Annotated in this window: 9 protein-coding genes; 2 read left to right on the top strand and 7 right to left on the bottom strand. The window is 62.9% G+C overall.

All coding sequences use genetic code 11. The annotated features are described in order from the left end of the window. Positions 1-57: 57 nt before the first annotated feature. The 7 genes from ACF8K2_RS02280 to putA form a co-directional block, all read right to left on the bottom strand. Positions 58-1,239 (bottom strand): NAD(P)/FAD-dependent oxidoreductase, encoded by a 1,182-nt coding sequence (locus tag ACF8K2_RS02280; RefSeq protein ID WP_392463299.1) that lies wholly within the window; start codon positions 1,237-1,239, stop codon positions 58-60. A 149-nt stretch (positions 1,240-1,388) separates the two neighbouring features. Beyond that, positions 1,389-2,726: an ATP-dependent RNA helicase DbpA gene (gene dbpA, locus ACF8K2_RS02275; RefSeq protein WP_264082888.1), complete on the bottom strand. Its 1,338-nt coding sequence runs from the start codon at positions 2,724-2,726 to the stop codon at positions 1,389-1,391. Positions 2,727-2,838: 112 nt separating this feature from the next. Further along, complete coding sequence (mdtD, locus tag ACF8K2_RS02270) at positions 2,839-4,266, bottom strand: multidrug transporter subunit MdtD (RefSeq protein WP_392463297.1); 1,428 nt, start codon at positions 4,264-4,266, stop codon at positions 2,839-2,841. A gap of 145 nt (positions 4,267-4,411) precedes the next feature. After that, positions 4,412-5,743: a TldD/PmbA family protein gene (locus ACF8K2_RS02265; protein ID WP_392463295.1), complete on the bottom strand. Its 1,332-nt coding sequence runs from the start codon at positions 5,741-5,743 to the stop codon at positions 4,412-4,414. After that, positions 5,743-7,185, bottom strand: a complete 1,443-nt coding sequence (locus ACF8K2_RS02260; protein ID WP_392463294.1) for a TldD/PmbA family protein — start codon at positions 7,183-7,185, stop codon at positions 5,743-5,745. The genes ACF8K2_RS02265 and ACF8K2_RS02260 overlap by 1 nt, the downstream gene beginning before the upstream one ends. A 31-nt stretch (positions 7,186-7,216) precedes the next feature. After that, on the bottom strand, positions 7,217-9,019 hold the full coding sequence (locus tag ACF8K2_RS02255) for an acyl-CoA dehydrogenase (RefSeq protein ID WP_392463293.1): 1,803 nt from the start codon (positions 9,017-9,019) through the stop codon (positions 7,217-7,219). Between the two features lie 1,404 nt (positions 9,020-10,423). Beyond that, a complete protein-coding gene (gene putA / locus ACF8K2_RS02250; RefSeq protein WP_392463292.1) occupies positions 10,424-14,377 on the bottom strand; it encodes a trifunctional transcriptional regulator/proline dehydrogenase/L-glutamate gamma-semialdehyde dehydrogenase in 3,954 nt (1,317 codons plus the stop codon). A gap of 356 nt (positions 14,378-14,733) precedes the next feature. Here putA and putP point away from each other — a divergent pair, with 356 nt between their 5' ends. Together putP and ACF8K2_RS02240 are read left to right on the top strand one after the other, a co-directional pair. Then, positions 14,734-16,209, top strand: a complete 1,476-nt coding sequence (putP, locus tag ACF8K2_RS02245) for a sodium/proline symporter PutP (protein WP_312154829.1) — start codon at positions 14,734-14,736, stop codon at positions 16,207-16,209. 197 nt (positions 16,210-16,406) lie between these two features. Then, positions 16,407-17,243 (top strand): 23S rRNA (adenine(2030)-N(6))-methyltransferase RlmJ, encoded by an 837-nt coding sequence (locus ACF8K2_RS02240; protein ID WP_186555645.1) that lies wholly within the window; start codon positions 16,407-16,409, stop codon positions 17,241-17,243. Positions 17,244-17,326 lie beyond the last annotated feature (83 nt).

Genomic DNA, 17,326 nt, shown 5'->3' with positions numbered 1-17,326 from the left:
TTTGATGCATCCTGGCACGGACCAGCAAGAAGCGTTCCGTGCTGAAAGGATTCTACCTTACACGAACTGCGCGGCGGCGTTAGCCGAGGCCCAGGCCCACTGGAAATTAAACCCACCCAGATGGCCGCTGACGTCCAGCACTTCACCGATGAAGTACAGCCCCGGGCTCTTCAGCGATTCCATGGTCTTGGACGACACCTCGCGGGTATCCACCCCGCCAAGCGTCACCTCGGCAGTGCGATAGCCCTCGGTCCCGGCCGGCACCACTTGCCAGGCCGCCAGCTTCTCGGCGATCTGTGCAAGCTCGGCCGGGGTGTACTGCTTCATCGGCTTGGAGACGAACCACTGATCAGCCAACAGGTTGGCCAGCTTGCGCGTGAACACTTCGCCCAGCACGGTTTTCAGTTCGCTGTTGGCGCGCTCGGTCTGTTGCTGTTGCAGCCAGTCGAGGGCATCGCGGTCCGGCAGCAGGTTGATCTCGACCGTGTCGCCAGCCTCCCAGAACGAAGAAATCTGCAAGATCGCCGGGCCACTCAGGCCACGATGGGTGAACAGCAGGTTCTCGCGGAAGCTGGTGCCATTGCAGCTGGCGGTGCAATCGAGCGAGGTCCCCGAGAGTTCACTGCACAGTGCCTTGAGCTGGGGCTCGGTGATGGTGAAGGGCACCAAACCTGCGCGGGTGGGCAGCAGGCTGTGGCCGAACTGGCGTGCGACCTGATAGCCAAAGCCGCTGGCGCCCAGGGTCGGAATCGACAGACCGCCAGTGGCGATCACCAGCGACTGGCAGGCAAACGGCCCGGCGCTGGTGTGCAGGCGATAGCCGTTGTCGGTCTTGTCGATGGTCTCGATGCTGGTTTCCATGCGCAGCTCGACCCCGGCATCGTCACATTCGGCGAGCAGCAGGTTGAGGATGTCGCTGGACTTGTTATCGCAAAACAGCTGGCCCAGCTTCTTCTCGTGATACGGCACGCCATGCTTGGCCACCAGCTCGATGAAATCCCACTGGGTGTAGCGGGCCAGCGCCGACTTGCAGAAGTGCGGGTTGTGCGAGAGGAAGTTGCCAGGTTCGGTGTACAGGTTGGTGAAGTTGCAGCGCCCGCCGCCGGACATGAGGATCTTCTTGCCCGGTTTGTTGGCATGGTCGAGCAGAAGCACCCGGCGCCCGCGTCGGGCACTGAGTTGAGCGCACATCAGGCCGGCGGCGCCAGCGCCGAGGATGATCACGTCGGTGGAGTGCAAGATAGTTTCCCTGCGAACGATGAAATAGGAGGTCGACGCCACCCTGGTAGGAGCGGGCTTGTCCCGCGATAGCGTGAGCAGGGTCAACGACGTTGCCTGGTCGACCGCTATCGCGGGCAAGCCCGCTCCTACAGGGCACGTGGTGCGGCTTAAAGGATACGAACTTTCAGCGAACGGCCCTTGATCTTGCCGCTGTTGAGCCGCTGCATGGCCTGCTTGGCCAAGGCCCGCTCCACCGCCACGAAGGCCTGGAAGTCGAAGATGGCGATCTTGCCCACCTGCTTGCCAGGAATGCCCGCATCACCGGTCAGGGCGCCAAGGATATCGCCTGGGCGCAGCTTGTCTTTGCGTCCGGCGGCAATGCACAAGGTGGCCATGACCGGCAGCAGCGGTTCGCCGCCTTTGTTCTTCAGGCTGTCCAGTTGCTCCCAGCGCAGCGGGCGCTTCTGCAACTGCTCGATGGCCTGGGCGCGATGGCCTTCGGCCGGCGCCACCAGGCTCACCGCCACACCTTTCTCGCCTGCGCGACCGGTACGGCCAACGCGGTGTACGTGGATCTCGGCGTCACGCGCCAGTTCAACGTTGATCACCATGTCCAGGCCATCGATGTCCAGGCCGCGGGCGGCGACGTCAGTGGCCACCAGTACCGAACTGCTGCGGTTGGCGAACATGGCCAGCACCTGATCGCGGTCACGCTGCTCCAGATCCCCGTGCAGGGCCTGGGCAACGATGCCCTTGGCGGTGAGGTGGGCAACCACCTCTTCGCACTGCTGCTTGGTGAAGCAGAACGCCACGCACGATTCAGGGCGATAGTGGCCAAGCACTCGGGTCAGCGCTTCGAGGCGCTGCTGTGGGTCGATCTCGATAAAGCTCTGCTCGATCTGGGTTTCGCTGTGCAACGCCTCGACCTTGACCTGCTGCGGCTTGCGCATGAAGTCTGCGGCCAGTTGCTCGATGCCGCTTGGATAGGTGGCGGAGAACAGCAAGGTCTGGCGGCGCGCCGGGGTCTTGCCGATGATGCTGGCGATGGCGTCGAAGAAGCCCATGTCGAGCATCCGGTCAGCTTCGTCGAGCACCAGGGTGTTGAGCCCATCGAGCACCAGGGTGCCCTTGTCCAGGTGCTGCTGCACCCGGCCTGGGGTGCCGACGATGATGTGCGCGCCATGCTCCAGCGAGGCGATCTGCGGGCCGAGCGAGACGCCGCCGCACAGGGTCAGGATCTTGATGTTGTCCTCGGCTCGGGCCAGCCGGCGCAGCTCTTTGGCGACCTGGTCGGCCAGCTCGCGGGTCGGGCACAGGACCAGCGCCTGGCAGCCGAAGTAGCGCGGGTTGATCGGGTTGAGCAGGCCGATGCCGAAGGCGGCGGTCTTGCCGCTGCCGGTCTTGGCCTGGGCGATCAGGTCCTGGCCCTTGAGGATGACCGGCAGGCTCTGGGCCTGGATCGGGGTCATCGCGGCATAGCCGAGGGCGTCCAGGTTGGCCAGCATGGCGGCGGACAGCGGCAGAGTGGCAAATGCGGTGGATTCGGTGGTCACGAGGCGGGCCTGCGTTGCGAAGCGAAAAATGCCGCACAGTCTACCAGCCTCGTGGCCATTCGCCCTAAGGTTCGATCTCCGGTTCCGGACGACGGGCACGCCTTCCGTCTGTCGGCGCCAGTTGCAGGAAGATCGCTGCCGCCAGCATGGCCATCAGACCGATGGTGAAGAAGGTCAGCTGGAACGCGCCCAGGGTGGTTTCCACGCCTTCGGCGCTGCCGGCCGCGGTGAAACCGCCAAGCAAGGCACCGGCGCAGGCCACGCCCAGGCTCAGCGACAGCTGCGCGACCACCGACAGCAAACTGTTGCCACTGCTGGCGCTGGCATCGTCCAGGTCGATCAGGGTCACGGTGTTCATCGCGGTGAACTGCAGCGAGTTTACCGCACCGAGCAAGGACAACTGCACCAGCAGCAGGGCATAAGGCGTCTGCTCGTCCACCAGGCCCAGGCTGGCCAGCAGAATGCCCAGCAGCAAGGTATTGCCGGTGAGGATGATCCGGTAGCCCAGGCGTTCGATCAGCGGCCTGGCAATTGACTTGGCGACCATTGCCGCCGCCGCCAGGGGGATCATGCTCATCCCCGCCTGGGAGGGCGAGTAGCCCAAGGCGATCTGCAGCAACAACGGCACCAAAAATGGCAACGCGCCGCTGCCCAGGCGAGCGAACAGGTTACCCAGGATGCCGATGGCAAAGGTCCGCACGCGGAACAGGCTGGGGGAGAACAGCGGCTCCGGATCGCGCCCGGCGCGCAGCCAATAGGCCGCCAGGCACGCCATGCCGGCGAATAGCAGCAACATCACGCGCAAGTGCGGCAGGTGCAGCTCGCCCAGTCCTTCCATGGCGATGGTGATCAGCACCATCGCCGCGCCGAACAGAATGAAGCCCGGGGCATCGAAGGTGGTCCGTTCCGTGCCGCGCAGATCAGGGATGAACTTCCATACCGCGTAGCAGCCCAGGGCGCCCACCGGCAGGTTGAGCAAAAAGATCCAGTGCCAACTGAGGATCTCCACCAGCCAACCGCCCATCGTCGGCCCGAGCAGCGGGCCGAGCAGGCCGGGAATGGTGATGAAGCTCATGATCCGCACCAGCTCCGAGCGCGGATAGGCGCGCAGTACCACCAGGCGCCCCACCGGCAGCATCAGCGCGCCGCCCAGGCCTTGGATGATCCGGGCAATGATCAGGAAGGTCAGGCTGTTGGCGATGGCGCACAGCAGCGAGCCGAAGCTGAATAGCATAATCGCGCTGAAGAAGATCCGTTTGGTGCCGAAGCGATCGGCAATCCAGCCAGAGGCCGGAATCAGCAGGGCGACGGTGAGCATGTAGGCGATGATCACGCCTTGCATGCGCAGTGGGTCTTCTTCGAGTGAGCGGGCCATGGCCGGCAGGGCGGTATTGAGGATGGTGCCGTCCAGCGACTGCATGAAGAAGGCGATGGCCACGACCCAGGGGATCCAGCGGGCGGTGACGGGGTCCAGCGGCGGGCGTTCGGACATAAGCAACCTTCGCGTCGAGAGCAACTGAGCGGGGCTCGTGGGAGCGGGCTTGCCCCGCGATAGCGTCAGCCTGATCGACAGGGTCGACAATGGCTGACGCTATCGCGGGGCAAGCCCGCTCCCACGAAAAGCCGTACAGAGGTGATTACAGGGTAAGCGTGAGCCCTTTGACCAACGCCCCCGGCAAATGACTCGATCCGGTGTGCCGCTGGCCATAGGTGCTGGTCGACAGGATCAACTCGCGCTCACAGGTCAGGTCCTCCAGCTGGTTGCCCAGCAGGTTGTACAGGGTGTCGTCGAAGCGCATGGTGCTGACCGGCCCCTGTATCTGGCCATCCTCCACCCAGAAGGTGGCAAAACGCGTCAGGCCGGTCATGCGCGCCGCTGGCAGGTCCGAGTAGTTCAGGTACCACAAGTTGCTGATGTACAGCCCGGTGCCCAGGCGCTGCAGAATCTGCGCCGAAGGCAGATTGCCCGGCGCCAGGCTCAGGGAGCACGGCGCCTCGTAGCTGTCGGCGCCATTGGCCGTCAGGGCAAATTCAGCGGCGCTGCGCGCGCTGATCAGCCGCTCCAGGCCACGCCCTTCGCCGATCAGCCGAACATCGCGGCGCGGCAGGCCTTCATCGGAAAACGCGGGGCTCAGCGAGCCGCTGACCTGCTCGTCGAAACTGACCAGTGGGCTGAGCTGCGCATCGCCGCTGTACAGTCGCTGCAACGGGCTGTTGCCCGTGGCCAGGGCCTGGGCCGAGAAGCCGCCCCAGCCGAGCATCCCGGCAATCTCATCCATGGCCGCTGGCGCCAGGTAGGCGCGATAGCTGCCAGGTTTGAGGGTAATCGCCGGCCGGCCAAGAAACGCCAGTTGCTCGCGGCTCATGCGCAGACGCTCAACCATCGCTGCAGCATCCCACGACTGCCCAGAGTAGTTGGCTTTGACTGCCTGGCCATTGGCGTGGAACAGGCTCCAATCGAAGTTGAAGCTATTGGCCTGATGCCAGCCAAAGGCGCCATAGGAGCTGGCAAAGCCCCGACAGATCGGCCCGGCTGCGTAGATGCCCACCAGGTCCAGCTGACCCGCCTCGCGCTCCACCAGTGCCAGCACCTCGGCGGTGTCAGGCAGCGCTTGTTGTTGCTGGCTGTGCGACTGCCAGGCGCTGTCGTCCAGGCTCAGATAAGGATCGAGCGCCAGCAGTGGCAGGGTCTGGCGCAGTTGCTCGAGGGCCTCGTGCAGGCGCTGGCGGTCGAGCTCGGCGTCGCCACACAGGGTGAACTGCTGCTCGGCCTGGCGGCCATCACGCACCAGGCGCAGTTGCGCGCTGGCCTGGCTGACTTCGCCAGCCTGACGCACCTTGGCATGGTTGAAACGGATGAATTGCGACTGCTCGGCGCTGAAACCGAGGGTGAACTGCTCGCCATCCTGCAGTGCAGCGCGCAGGGCGCTCAGCAGCTGTTCGAAGCGTTGCTGGGGTGTGGCGCTCATCAGGCGTCTCCTCCGAATACGTCGATCTGGCGGAATACACAAGCCGGCGAAGCATGGCCCACGCGGACCACCTGGTTAGGCTCGCCCTTGCCGCAGTTGGGCGTGCCGAGTACCTGGAAGGTGCTGCGATCGCCGACTGCCGCCAGGTTGCTCCAGAACTGCGCGGAGATACCGCGGTAGTTGGGGTTCTTCACCACGCCCTTGAGCTGACCCTCTTCGATCAACTGGCCCCACTCGCAGCCGAACTGGAACTTGTTGCGCGCATCGTCGATGGACCAGGAGCGGTTGGTGCGCATCAGGATGCCGCGCTCGATGCCGCCAATCAGCTGTTCGAGCGACTGATCGCCTGGCTCGATGTTGAGGTTGGCCATGCGGTCGATGGGCGCGCGGTTCCAGCTACAGGCGCGGCTGTTGGCCACCCCGTCCAGCCCTGAGCGGAACTGCGACAGCGCGCCACCCAGCGGACGCAGCAGCTTACCTTGGCGAATCAGGAACTGCTTGCTGGCCCGGGTCCCGTCATCGTCGTGGCTGTAGCTGGCCAGCTCTTCGTCGATGGTTGGGTCGAAGGTCACGTTGAGCAGTGTCGAGCCGTATTGCAGGTGGCCGAAGTCGCTGGCTTTGACGAAGCTGGTCCCGGCGTAGTTGCGCTCGTCACCGAGGATGCGGTCCATCTCCAGCGGGTGGCCGATCGACTCGTGGATTTGCAGCATCATCTGGTCGGGCATCAACAGCAGGTCGCGCGGGCCGCCAGGGGTGTTGGGCGCCAGCAGCAATTGCAGGGCCTCATCGGCCACGCGGCGGGCGGCGCCGACCAGGCCACAGCGCTCGATGATCTCGAAGCCGCCCTGCTGGCCGAAGTTGTCCCGCCCCAGGCTGCGGCTCTGGCTGTCCTGGCCGTCGCTGGCCGTCACGCCAAGGCCTGGGAACAGAAAGCGCTGGGCATGGCGCAGCTCGGCGCCAGCGGAGTTCAGGTAGGTCTGCTCGACGCGGCTGATGCCCAGGCTCGCCTGCCAGTCGACCAGGCGGCGGTCCTTGGGCACGCTGGCCGACTCGGCGGCGAGCAGGTCGAGGCAATCGGCAAGGTTGGGCAAGGACTGCTCGAAGTTCGGCGAAATATGCTCGTGACGCTCGCTGGGCACGGCGTGTTCGCGCAGGTCGAGCAGGCTGTGCGCGGCGATCTGCCGCGCCAATGCCTCGGCCTGTTGCAGTGCCTGTTGCAAACCGGCTTGGGACAGGTCGGCGGTGGCCGCATAGGCCTCGACACCGTTGATGCGCACCGTGAGCATGGCGCCTTCATCCTGGCTGAAGAATGGCGGCTCGGCGACATTGCGGCGCACCGACAGGCCTTGGTAGGACTGTTTCACATGGCGCAGGGAAAACAACTCGGCCGTACTGCGCAGCGCAGCGAAGCGCTGGCGCAGCAGGGCGCTGGAATCGAACATGCGGGAACCTCCGTGTGCGCGGTGGCTCCCCCTAGAACCACCCCTCGTGCATGCCCAGGCAGGTATCGTCGCGGGCCTCGAGCAATGCGAGGTCATTATGGCAGCCCGGCACTTCCCAGGTCAGGAAATAACGCGCGGCCTGCAATTTGCCCAGATAAAAGTCACGGTCTGCCTGATGGCCGTTGAGCAGTCCGATCTCGGCGTGGATCGCCTGTTCCAGCCAACGCCAACCGATCACGCAATGGCCGAAGGCCTTGAGGTACAGCGCCGAGTTGGCCAGCGCGCCACTGATCTTGCCTTGCGCCAGGTCGCCCAGCAGGGCCAGGGTGACGGCTTGCAGCCGATTGACCAGTTGCTCGAGCGGCTCGCGCAGGGCGTCAAGGCGTGGGTGGTGGCTGGCGCGCTCGCCGGTGGCCGCGATCAGGCGAATCAACTGTTTGAGCCCGGCACCGCCGTTCTGCGCCAATTTACGCCCCAGCAGGTCGAGCGACTGAATGCCATGGGTGCCCTCATGGATCGGGTTCAGGCGGTTGTCGCGGTAGTACTGCTCCACTGGATATTCGCGGGTATAGCCATGGCCGCCGAGGATCTGGATCGCCAGTTCATTGGCTTTGAGACAAAACTCCGACGGCCAGGATTTGACGATCGGCGTGAGCAGGTCGAGCAGCTCCTGGGCCTGGCGTCGGCCCTCTTCGCTGGGCGCGGTGTGGGTGTCGTCAAACAGCCGCGCCGCGTACAGGCCCAGGTCGAAGGCGCCTTCGACATAGGCTTTTTGCGCCAGCAGCATGCGCTTCACATCGCTGTGGACGATGATCGGCACCGCCGGGCTGTGCGGATCCTTGTTGTCCGGCAGCCGGCCCTGCGGCCGTTGACGGGCGTATTCCAGGGAGTACAGGTAGCCGGCATAGCCGAGCATCACCGCGCCCATGCCGACCCCGATGCGCGCCTCGTTCATCATCTGGAACATGCAAGCGAGACCCTGGTGCGGCTGGCCGATCAGGTAACCGACACACTCGCCGTTGTCGCCGAAATTCAGCGCGGTGGAGGTGGTGCCGCGCCAGCCCATCTTGTGGAACAGCCCGGCCAACAGCACATCGTTGCGCGGCCCGAGGCTGCCGTCCTGGTTGACCAGGTACTTAGGCACGATGAACAGCGAGATACCCTTCACCCCGGCAGGCGCATCCGGCAGTTTGGCCAGGACCATGTGCACGATGTTCTCTGAAAGCTCATGGTCGCCGCCAGAGATGAAGATCTTGTTGCCCTTGATCCGGTAGCTGCCGTCAGCAGCAGGCTCGGCGCGGGTGCGGATATCGGCCAGTGAAGAACCGGCATGCGGCTCGGTCAGAGCCATGGTGCCGAAGTAGCGGCCATCGATCATCGGCTGCAAGAACAGGCGTTTCTGCTGTTCTGTGCCAAAACTCTCGATCAGGTTGGCCGCACCCATGGTCAGGAACGGGTAGGCCGTGGTGCCAGCGTTGGCCGCCTGGAAATGTGCGAAGCAGGCCTGCGAGACCAGGCTCGGCAGCTGCATGCCGCCCACCTCGAAATCGCGGTTGGCATTGAGAAAGCCCGCTTGGAGGAAGGCGTCGACCGCCGGCTTGACCTCCGGGATCAACTCGGCGCGCCCGTCGACATAACGCGGCTCGTGCTCATCGCCCTTGCGGTTGTGCGGCGCGAAGTACTTTTCGGCGATGGTGCGCGCCGTGGCCAGCGCTGCATCGAAGGTCTCGCGGCTGTGTTCGGCGAAGCGCGGACGCTGGGTCAGGGCTTGGGCGTCGAGCACTTCGTAGAGTTCGAAGGCGAGGTTGCGGGAGCTGAGCAGGGTCTCGGGCATGGGCGTGGTCCTTGTGCGGGCTGGTAACGAGTTTAGGACCAGGACTGAGGTGCAGGACAGGTTTATAGGTGTGGGTGATATGAGGTCAAAAGACCCGCTGAGACATACTGCAAATTAGAAAAGGACATTTCCTACGAAATTATGAGATGCAGCGCTGCCGCGTTGTGGAGCTGAATGCGGTAGTTGTTGGGGCATTCAATAGGGAGGTCCGGCAATGGAAAGGCTAGTTCGGTGGGATAACGTTTCGAATGAGGAGCTGCGTAAAGCGGAAAATCCTTTTTTTGCGACCACAATTGTTCGTAGGCACCTTCAGAGCAGAGGATATATACAGGACCTAGCCGGCCTAGCAGATCTTTTACGCTCATGCAGTCTGTACCGCTCTAGAGCGCTTACAGGAGATGAGATTGAAATAGTGCTTCGGGCAGTCGAATCAGGTGAGTGGCTGCTATTGAAGAAAAAGCCGTTTTCCCCTGTTGAACCTGCGAAGCTCTGGTATTCGAAAAGCTGCAAATCAAAGACTGAAAGTGAGAGTCTCGGGTTTGGTGGTTTTTATACGAGTGGCCCGGGTAAATGGAAAACAGTCACTATTAAAATAAATAAAGTAGCCTCTGGAGTCGCATTTTTAGCTAACAACTTGACGTCGCGGTGGGATGAAGGGCGAGTTTTCTTGTCGTCTGGAAGTGACTTCGCGAATACTTCGCGAACGGTAACTCAGCGTTGGGTTCCTTTTAGTTTAGAAACGCGTGAATTTGCTGGATCATCTGCGGTTCACCGATATGGAACGGTGAGAGAGATTACACAGTATTACGTGCGGGGTGACGACCCTTGGGATATATCCGGGATGGCCTGGCACTGGCGACCGGTTGTGGCCAATGAAGTTTACGAGTTCAAAGAAGGGGGCGCTGAGTGATGCCGGTCACCCATCCTGGGCGTGTTGTTCAACTAATCTGGAGCGGTCTGGACGCGTTTTACATTTGTTTTGTAGTGATCACTAACCTCAATCGAGGTGCCATACCGTTTTGGTCCGATCTCAGGGCGGCCTTAATCAATATGCAGAACTGGGGAGGAGGGCTGGAGTTTTTGATATGGCTAGGTTGGGGTTTACAGCTATCCATGATCTTAAGTTGTATTTTGCTCTGCCTGGGTTGGAAGTCTGGGATTTATTTGTCGATGGCTCAAATTCCACTTCGATTGATATTCGTGATTCCCTCGGTGTCCATAATGCTCTTGATGACCGGTTTTAGCCCATGGCTTTGGCTTTGCTTGTGCCTTATTTCCGAGATTGTAAAAGCCAGGAGCCTGTGGTGGTTGTACCGCACTAAGAGGGGGGTGCGGCACCGCGGATAAAACCACACCCACAAAAAAGGAGAGCCGAAGCTCTCCTTTTCATTTACCTCAGCCCTATCAGCCGATGGTCATCAAGCTAGCGTTACCACCCGCCGCAGCGGTGTTGACGCTCACCGCGCGCTCGATCACCAAGCGCTCCAAGGCAATCTGATGATCGCCGCTGGACAGCCCGTGCACACCAACGATGGCGCCTGCGCGCTTGGCTACCTGCTCGCACACCGCGCGCAGTTGATCCGAGTCGCCATGGTGAATGACTGCATCGAACGCAACTTCGTCTTTGTTCCAATCGGCAACCAGCTTGACCTTGGCTTGCAGTTCCTTCGGTAGGCGAGCACGCAGGCTCTTCGCCGGCTCGACGTCCTGGAACACCGCCGAGCTACCCACGGCCAATACCGCGGCCAGCTGAGCGAGCAAGTCTGCCTCGTTGTCAGCCAGGCACAGCACGTGCTCGCGCGGCAGGATGGTGTAGCTGTTGCGCTCGCCGGTCGGGCCTGGCAGCAGGCGGCTGATACCACTCTGCGACTGGGCGGCGAACTGCTCGCACAGGCTCGATAGCTCAGCCAGTTGGTTGCTCTCGGCCCAGGCCTTGAGGGCGTGCAGTGGCTTGATCAGTTGATCGCGCAGGACGCTATCGACCTTGGCTTCGCCATCGGCACGCTGGAAATGACGGGCCACGGCGTCGGCCGGGCGGGTCGACAGCAGGCGGTACAGGTACAGCGGGCCGCCCGCTTTCGGGCCGGTGCCGGACAGCCCTTCACCACCGAATGGCTGCACGCCGACCACCGCGCCGACGATGTTGCGGTTGACGTACATGTTGCCGGCGTTGACGTTATCCACAACCTTGGCGATGGTCTCGTCGATGCGGGTGTGCACGCCGAGGGTCAGGCCGTAGCCGGAAGCGTTGATCTGCTCGATCAGCTGGTCGAGGTTGCGGCGGTTGTAGCGCACCACGTGCAGCACCGGGCCGAAGATCTCGCGCTTGAGCTCGTCGAAGCTTTCCAGCTCGATCAGGGTCGGCATGACGAAGGTGCCGCGCTTGCACTCGGCGGCATCGGCGATGGCCACCTGGTAAACGGTGCGGCCTTTTTCGCGCATGCTTTGGATGTGCTTCTCGATACCTGCCTTGGCTTCAGCATCGATCACCGGGCCGATGTCCACGGACAGGCGCTCTGGGTTGCCTTGGCGGCTCTGCGCCATGGCGCCCTTGAGCATTTCGATCACGCGGTCGGCGGAGTCTTCCTGCAGGCACAGTACGCGCAGCGCCGAGCAACGCTGGCCGGCACTGTCGAAGGCCGAGGAAACCACGTCGATCACCACCTGTTCGGTCAGCGCCGAGGAGTCGACGATCATCGCGTTCTGGCCACCGGTTTCGGCGATCAGCGGGATCGGCCGACCTTGGGCATCCAGGCGACCGGCGATGTTGCGTTGCAGCAGGCGGGCGACTTCGGTGGAACCGGTGAACATCACGCCTTTGACCCGCTCATCACCGACCAGGCGGGCACCGACGGTTTCGCCGCGGCCTGGCAGTAGTTGCAGGACGCCTTCCGGGATACCGGCTTCGAGCAGCAGGCGCACGGCCTGGGCGGCGACCAGTGGCGTTTGCTCGGCAGGCTTGGCCAGCACCGGGTTGCCTGCGGCCAGGGCTGCGGCGACTTGGCCGCTGAAGATGGCCAGGGGGAAGTTCCACGGGCTGATGCACACCACTGGGCCCAGTGGGCGGTGGGCGTCGTTGCTGAAATCGTTGCGTGCCTGCACCGCGTAGTAGCGCAGGAAGTCGACGGCTTCGCGCACTTCGGCGATGGCGTTGGCGTAGGTCTTGCCCGCTTCGCGGACCAGCAGGCCCATCAGCGGCTGGATCTCGGCTTCCATCAGGTCGGCGCTGCGCTCAAGGATCGCGGCGCGCTCGGCTGGCGGCGTGGCCTGCCAGATCGGTGCGGCATTCAGTGCGCACTGGATGGCATTGTCGACATCAGCGATGGTCGCTTCCTGCACGTGGCCAACCACGTCACGGTGATCGGACGGGTTGAGTACCGGTGCCGCCGCTTCCTGGCTGCTGGCGCAACCCAGCAGAGGGGCCGCTTTCCAGTCGTTGTGAGCGGTCGCCAGCAGGGCGCAGGACAGCGATGCCAGGCGATGCTCGTTGGCCAGGTCGATGCCGGCCGAGTTGGCCCGCTCGCTGCCATACAGGTCACGCGGCAGCGGAATGCGTGGGTGTGGCAGGCCGATGCTGCCTTCCTGAGTGGCCATCTGCTCGATGCTGGCGACCGGGTCGGCGACCAGCTCTTGAATCGAGATCGAGTGATCGGCGATGCGGTTGACGAACGACGTGTTGGCGCCGTTTTCCAGCAGGCGGCGGACCAGGTAGGCCAGCAGCGTCTCGTGGGTGCCGACCGGGGCGTAGACGCGGCACGGACGGTTGAGCTTGCCTTCGGAGACTTTGCCTACCACTTGCTCATACAGCGGCTCGCCCATGCCGTGCAGGCACTGGAACTCGTACTGGCCCGGGTAGTAGTTCTGCCCGGCGATATGGTAGATGGCCGACAGGGTGTGGGCGTTGTGGGTGGCGAACTGCGGGTAGATCGCTTCGGGTACCGACAGCAGCTTGCGGGCGCAGGCGATATAGGAGACGTCGGTGTACACCTTGCGGGTGTAAACGGGGTAGCCTTCCAGGCCTTCGACCTGGGCGCGCTTGATCTCGCTGTCCCAGTAGGCACCCTTGACCAGGCGGATCATCAGGCGGTGACGACTGCGCTTGGCCAGGTCGATGACCGAGTCGATGACATACGGGCAGCGCTTCTGGTAAGCCTGGATGACGAAGCCGATGCCGTTCCAGCCCGCCAGCGAAGGCTCGAAGCACAGGCGCTCGAGCAGGTCCAGCGACAGCTCCAGGCGATCGGCCTCTTCGGCGTCGATGTTCAGGCCGATGTCGTATTGCTTGGCCAGCAAGGTCAGCGACAGCAGGCGCGGGTACAGCTCGTCCATCACGCGCTCGTACTGGGCGCGGCTGTAGCGCGGGTGCAAGGCCGAGAGCTTGATTGAGATGCCCGGGCCTTCATAGATGCCGCGACCGTGCGAGGCTTTGCCGATCGAGTGGATCGCTTGCTCGTAGGAGGCCAGGTATTTCTGCGCGTCGTGCTCGGTCAGTGCGGCTTCGCCGAGCATGTCGTAGGAATAACGGAAGCCTTTCGATTCGAAGCGGCTGGCGTTGGCCAGGGCTTCGGCGATGGTCTCGCCGGTGACGAACTGCTCGCCCATCAGGCGCATGGCCATGTCGACGCCCTTGCGGATCATCGGCTCGCCGCTCTTGCCGATGATGCGGGTGAGCGAGGAAGTCAGGCCGGATTCGTTGTGGGTGGAGACCAGCTTGCCGGTCAGCAGCAGGCCCCAGGTGGCGGCGTTGACGAACAGCGACGGGCTGTTGCCCAGGTGCGGTTGCCAGTTGCCGGTGCTGATCTTGTCGCGGATCAACGCGTCACGGGTGCCCTTGTCGGGGATGCGCAGCAGGGCTTCGGCCAGGCACATCAGTGCCACGCCTTCCTGGGACGACAGCGAGAACTCTTGCAGCAGGCCCTGGACGATACCGGCACGGCCGCTGGCGCTCTTCTGGTTACGCAGTTTTTCGGCGATGCCGGAGGCCAGTTTGTTGGTGGCTTCGGCTTGAGCGCTGGACAGGCGCGCCTGCTCCAGCAGCATTGGCACCATTTCTTGCTCAGGGCGGCGGTAGGCGGCGGTGATCGCCGAGCGCAGTACCGACTGCGGCAGAATGCTTTCGGCGAACTCGAGGAAGCACTGGTGGCTGTGCTCGGGCTGAACTTCGCCGGCGTCGTCGGAAAGGTTGCTGGCATGACCGTTGAGTTCGGTCAGGGTGGCACCACCCTCGAGCTTCTCCAGGTAATTGAAGATCGCTTGTTTGATCAACCAATGCGGCGTGCGGTCGATGGACTGCGCAGCTGCTTTGAGTCGCTCACGGGTAGGGTCGTCGAGTTTGACCCCCAGGGTGGTCGTCGCCATTTCTTATCCTCATTATTGCCACGGGCGTGGCCTAAGCTGGCGCCAAGATTAGCTGTAGGACAATCCGGGTGCAACCGGGTGCAACCCGATTTTTTGTAGGATCAGGTGCAACTCGTCCGACGACAATTCCTACACAGCAAGAATGGTCATTCGTGGTGCGTTTTCTTCTGAAAAGCGCTGTGTTTGCTCCAAAAAGGAGCAAAAAACGCGCTTTAGGCGAAATTGCATTACTGGGTGCAACTTGCAAATGAAAAATGGTTGCACCCGCTTCATGTTGTTGCATAGGATGCGCCGCCTGGGTGCAACCGCCTTATCGGGTGGTCGCAAGAGATAAAAACAAACGCCAGGGCACAACCATGGGCAATCCAATCACGATCACCTTCGTGATCTACATCGCGGCAATGGTGCTGATCGGCTTCGCGGCCTATCGCTCCACCAACAACCTCTCCGACTACATCCTCGGTGGGCGTAGTCTTGGCAGCGTGGTGACCGCGCTCTCAGCTGGCGCTTCGGACATGAGCGGCTGGCTGCTGATGGGCCTGCCGGGCGCCATCTACATGTCGGGCCTTTCCGAGGCCTGGATCGCCATCGGCCTGACCGTCGGTGCCTACCTGAACTGGCTGTTCGTCGCTGGCCGTCTGCGTGTGCAGACCGAGCACAACGGTGACGCGCTGACCCTGCCGGACTACTTCGCCAGCCGCTTCGAAGACAACAGCGGGCTGCTGCGGATCATCTCGGCGATCGTCATCCTGGTGTTCTTTACCATCTATTGCGCCTCCGGCATCGTGGCCGGCGCACGCCTGTTCGAAAGCACCTTCGGCATGTCGTACGAAACCGCCCTGTGGGCCGGTGCTGCGGCAACCATCGCCTACACCTTCGTCGGTGGCTTCCTGGCGGTGAGCTGGACCGACACCGTGCAGGCCTCGCTGATGATCTTCGCGCTGATCCTTACGCCGATCATCGTGCTGATCTCCACCGGCGGCGTCGACACCACTTTCCTCGCCATCGAGGCGCAGAACCCGGCGAACTTCGACATGTTCAAGGGCGCGACCTTCATCGGCATCATCTCGCTGATGGGCTGGGGCCTGGGCTACTTCGGCCAGCCGCACATCCTGGCGCGCTTCATGGCGGCTGATTCGGTCAAGTCGATCGCCAACGCCCGCCGCATCTCCATGACCTGGATGATCCTGTGCCTGGCCGGTACCTGCGCCGTGGGCTTCTTCGGTATCGCGTACTTCTCGGCCAACCCTGAGCTGGCCGGTCCGGTCACCGAGAACCACGAGCGGGTATTCATCGAGCTGGCGAAGATTCTGTTCAACCCGTGGGTTGCCGGTGTGCTGCTGTCGGCCATCCTGGCGGCGGTGATGAGTACCTTGAGCTGCCAGCTGCTGGTGTGCTCCAGCGCCCTGACCGAAGACTTCTACAAGACCTTCCTGCGCAAGAACGCTTCGCAGGTCGAGCTGGTCTGGGTCGGTCGCCTGATGGTGCTGGCTGTGGCGCTGATCGCCATTGCCCTGGCTGCCAACCCGGATAACCGCGTACTTGGCCTGGTGGCTTATGCCTGGGCGGGCTTCGGTGCTGCGTTTGGTCCGGTGGTGCTGATCTCGGTACTGTGGAAGGGCATGACCCGCAACGGCGCCCTGGCCGGTATCGTCATCGGTGCGCTGACCGTGATCTTCTGGAAACAGCTGGATACCGGTCTGTACGAGATCATCCCAGGCTTCCTGTTCGCCACCATCGCAATCTTCGTGGTGAGCAAGCTGGGTAGCCCATCGAGCAGCATGGTTTCGCGCTTCGAGAAGGCCGACCAGGCTTACCATATCGGTAAGTGATGCGGGTTTGATCGCTGTCTGAAAGGCCCGCACCTGTTCCAGGTGCGGGTTTTTTATTGGGTCGCGTTTGGCCTCATCGCGGGGCAAGCCCGCTCCCTGGTAGTTGCTTCATGGCGGCAGCGGGCAGCCGCTGATCACCGTCAGGCCTGACTCCTCAGGCGCGACAAGGTAAACTTGCCGGCCTTGCAGGAGTTGCCATGAACTATCGTCACGCCTTCCACGCCGGCAACCACGCCGACGTCCTCAAACACATCGTGCTGACCCGCCTCATCGCCCTGATGTCGCGCAAGGAGCAGCCGTTCGCCTACATCGATACCCACGCCGGTCTCGGCCTGTACGACTTGCAGGGCGATCAGGCGACGCGCACCGGTGAATACCTGGAAGGTGTCGCGCGCTTGTGGAACCGCGATGATCTGCCGGCGAGCACGGCCGACTACCTGCGTGTCATCAAGCGTCTGAACCAGGATGGCGAGCTGCGCTACTACCCAGGCTCGCCAGAACTGGCTCGCCGGCTGATGCGTCAGCAGGATCGCGCGTTGCTCAATGAGAAGCACCCCGAAGACGGTCCGCTGCTCAAAGAGAACATGAAGAAAGACCCACGGGTCACGGTTCACCTGGGCGAAGGCTGGCATGTGCCGCGGGCGCTGCTGCCGGTGCAGGAAAAGCGCGCGATCATGCTGATCGACCCGCCGTTCGAGCAGGCTGACGAGCTCAAGCGCTGCACCGTGGCCATGAAAGAGGCGATTGGCCGCATGCGCCAGACGGTCGCGGCCATCTGGTACCCGATCAAGGATCAGCGTTCGCTGACCCGCTTCTATCAGGACCTGACCAGCACCGGCGCGCCGAAACTGCTGCGCGTCGAGCTCTATGTCCATCACCAGGACAGCCCGCAGGGCTTGAACGGGTCGGGCCTGGCCATCGCCAACCCGCCGTGGGGCCTGGAAGAAGAGCTCAACGAGCTGCTGCCGTGGCTGGCCAAGGAGCTGGCGCAGACTGCTGGCAGCTTCCGCATGGACTGGCTGATCGCCGAGTAAAGCGCTCTGCATATCCCGTGGGAGCGGGCTTGCCCCGCGATGGTGTCAGCAGATCCACCACCATCGCGCCGGGCCATCTTTGC

The sequence above is a fragment of the Pseudomonas sp. xss_2 genome, from assembly GCF_043104195.1.
Lineage (GTDB): Bacteria > Pseudomonadota > Gammaproteobacteria > Pseudomonadales > Pseudomonadaceae > Aquipseudomonas > Aquipseudomonas urmiensis.
This window is presented reverse-complemented; position numbering and strand designations above follow the sequence as displayed.

Coding starts and splice junctions, on each gene's coding strand:
- dbpA (WP_264082888.1), bottom strand. CDS start 2,726: ATGCTGGCCAACCTGGACGCCCTCGGCTATGCCGCGATGACCCCGATC.
- mdtD (WP_392463297.1), bottom strand. CDS start 4,266: ATGTCCGAACGCCCGCCGCTGGACCCCGTCACCGCCCGCTGGATCCCC.
- ACF8K2_RS02265 (WP_392463295.1), bottom strand. CDS start 5,743: ATGAGCGCCACACCCCAGCAACGCTTCGAACAGCTGCTGAGCGCCCTG.
- ACF8K2_RS02260 (WP_392463294.1), bottom strand. CDS start 7,185: ATGTTCGATTCCAGCGCCCTGCTGCGCCAGCGCTTCGCTGCGCTGCGC.
- ACF8K2_RS02255 (WP_392463293.1), bottom strand. CDS start 9,019: ATGCCCGAGACCCTGCTCAGCTCCCGCAACCTCGCCTTCGAACTCTAC.
- putA (WP_392463292.1), bottom strand. CDS start 14,377: ATGGCGACGACCACCCTGGGGGTCAAACTCGACGACCCTACCCGTGAG.
- putP (WP_312154829.1), top strand. CDS start 14,734: ATGGGCAATCCAATCACGATCACCTTCGTGATCTACATCGCGGCAATG.
- ACF8K2_RS02240 (WP_186555645.1), top strand. CDS start 16,407: ATGAACTATCGTCACGCCTTCCACGCCGGCAACCACGCCGACGTCCTC.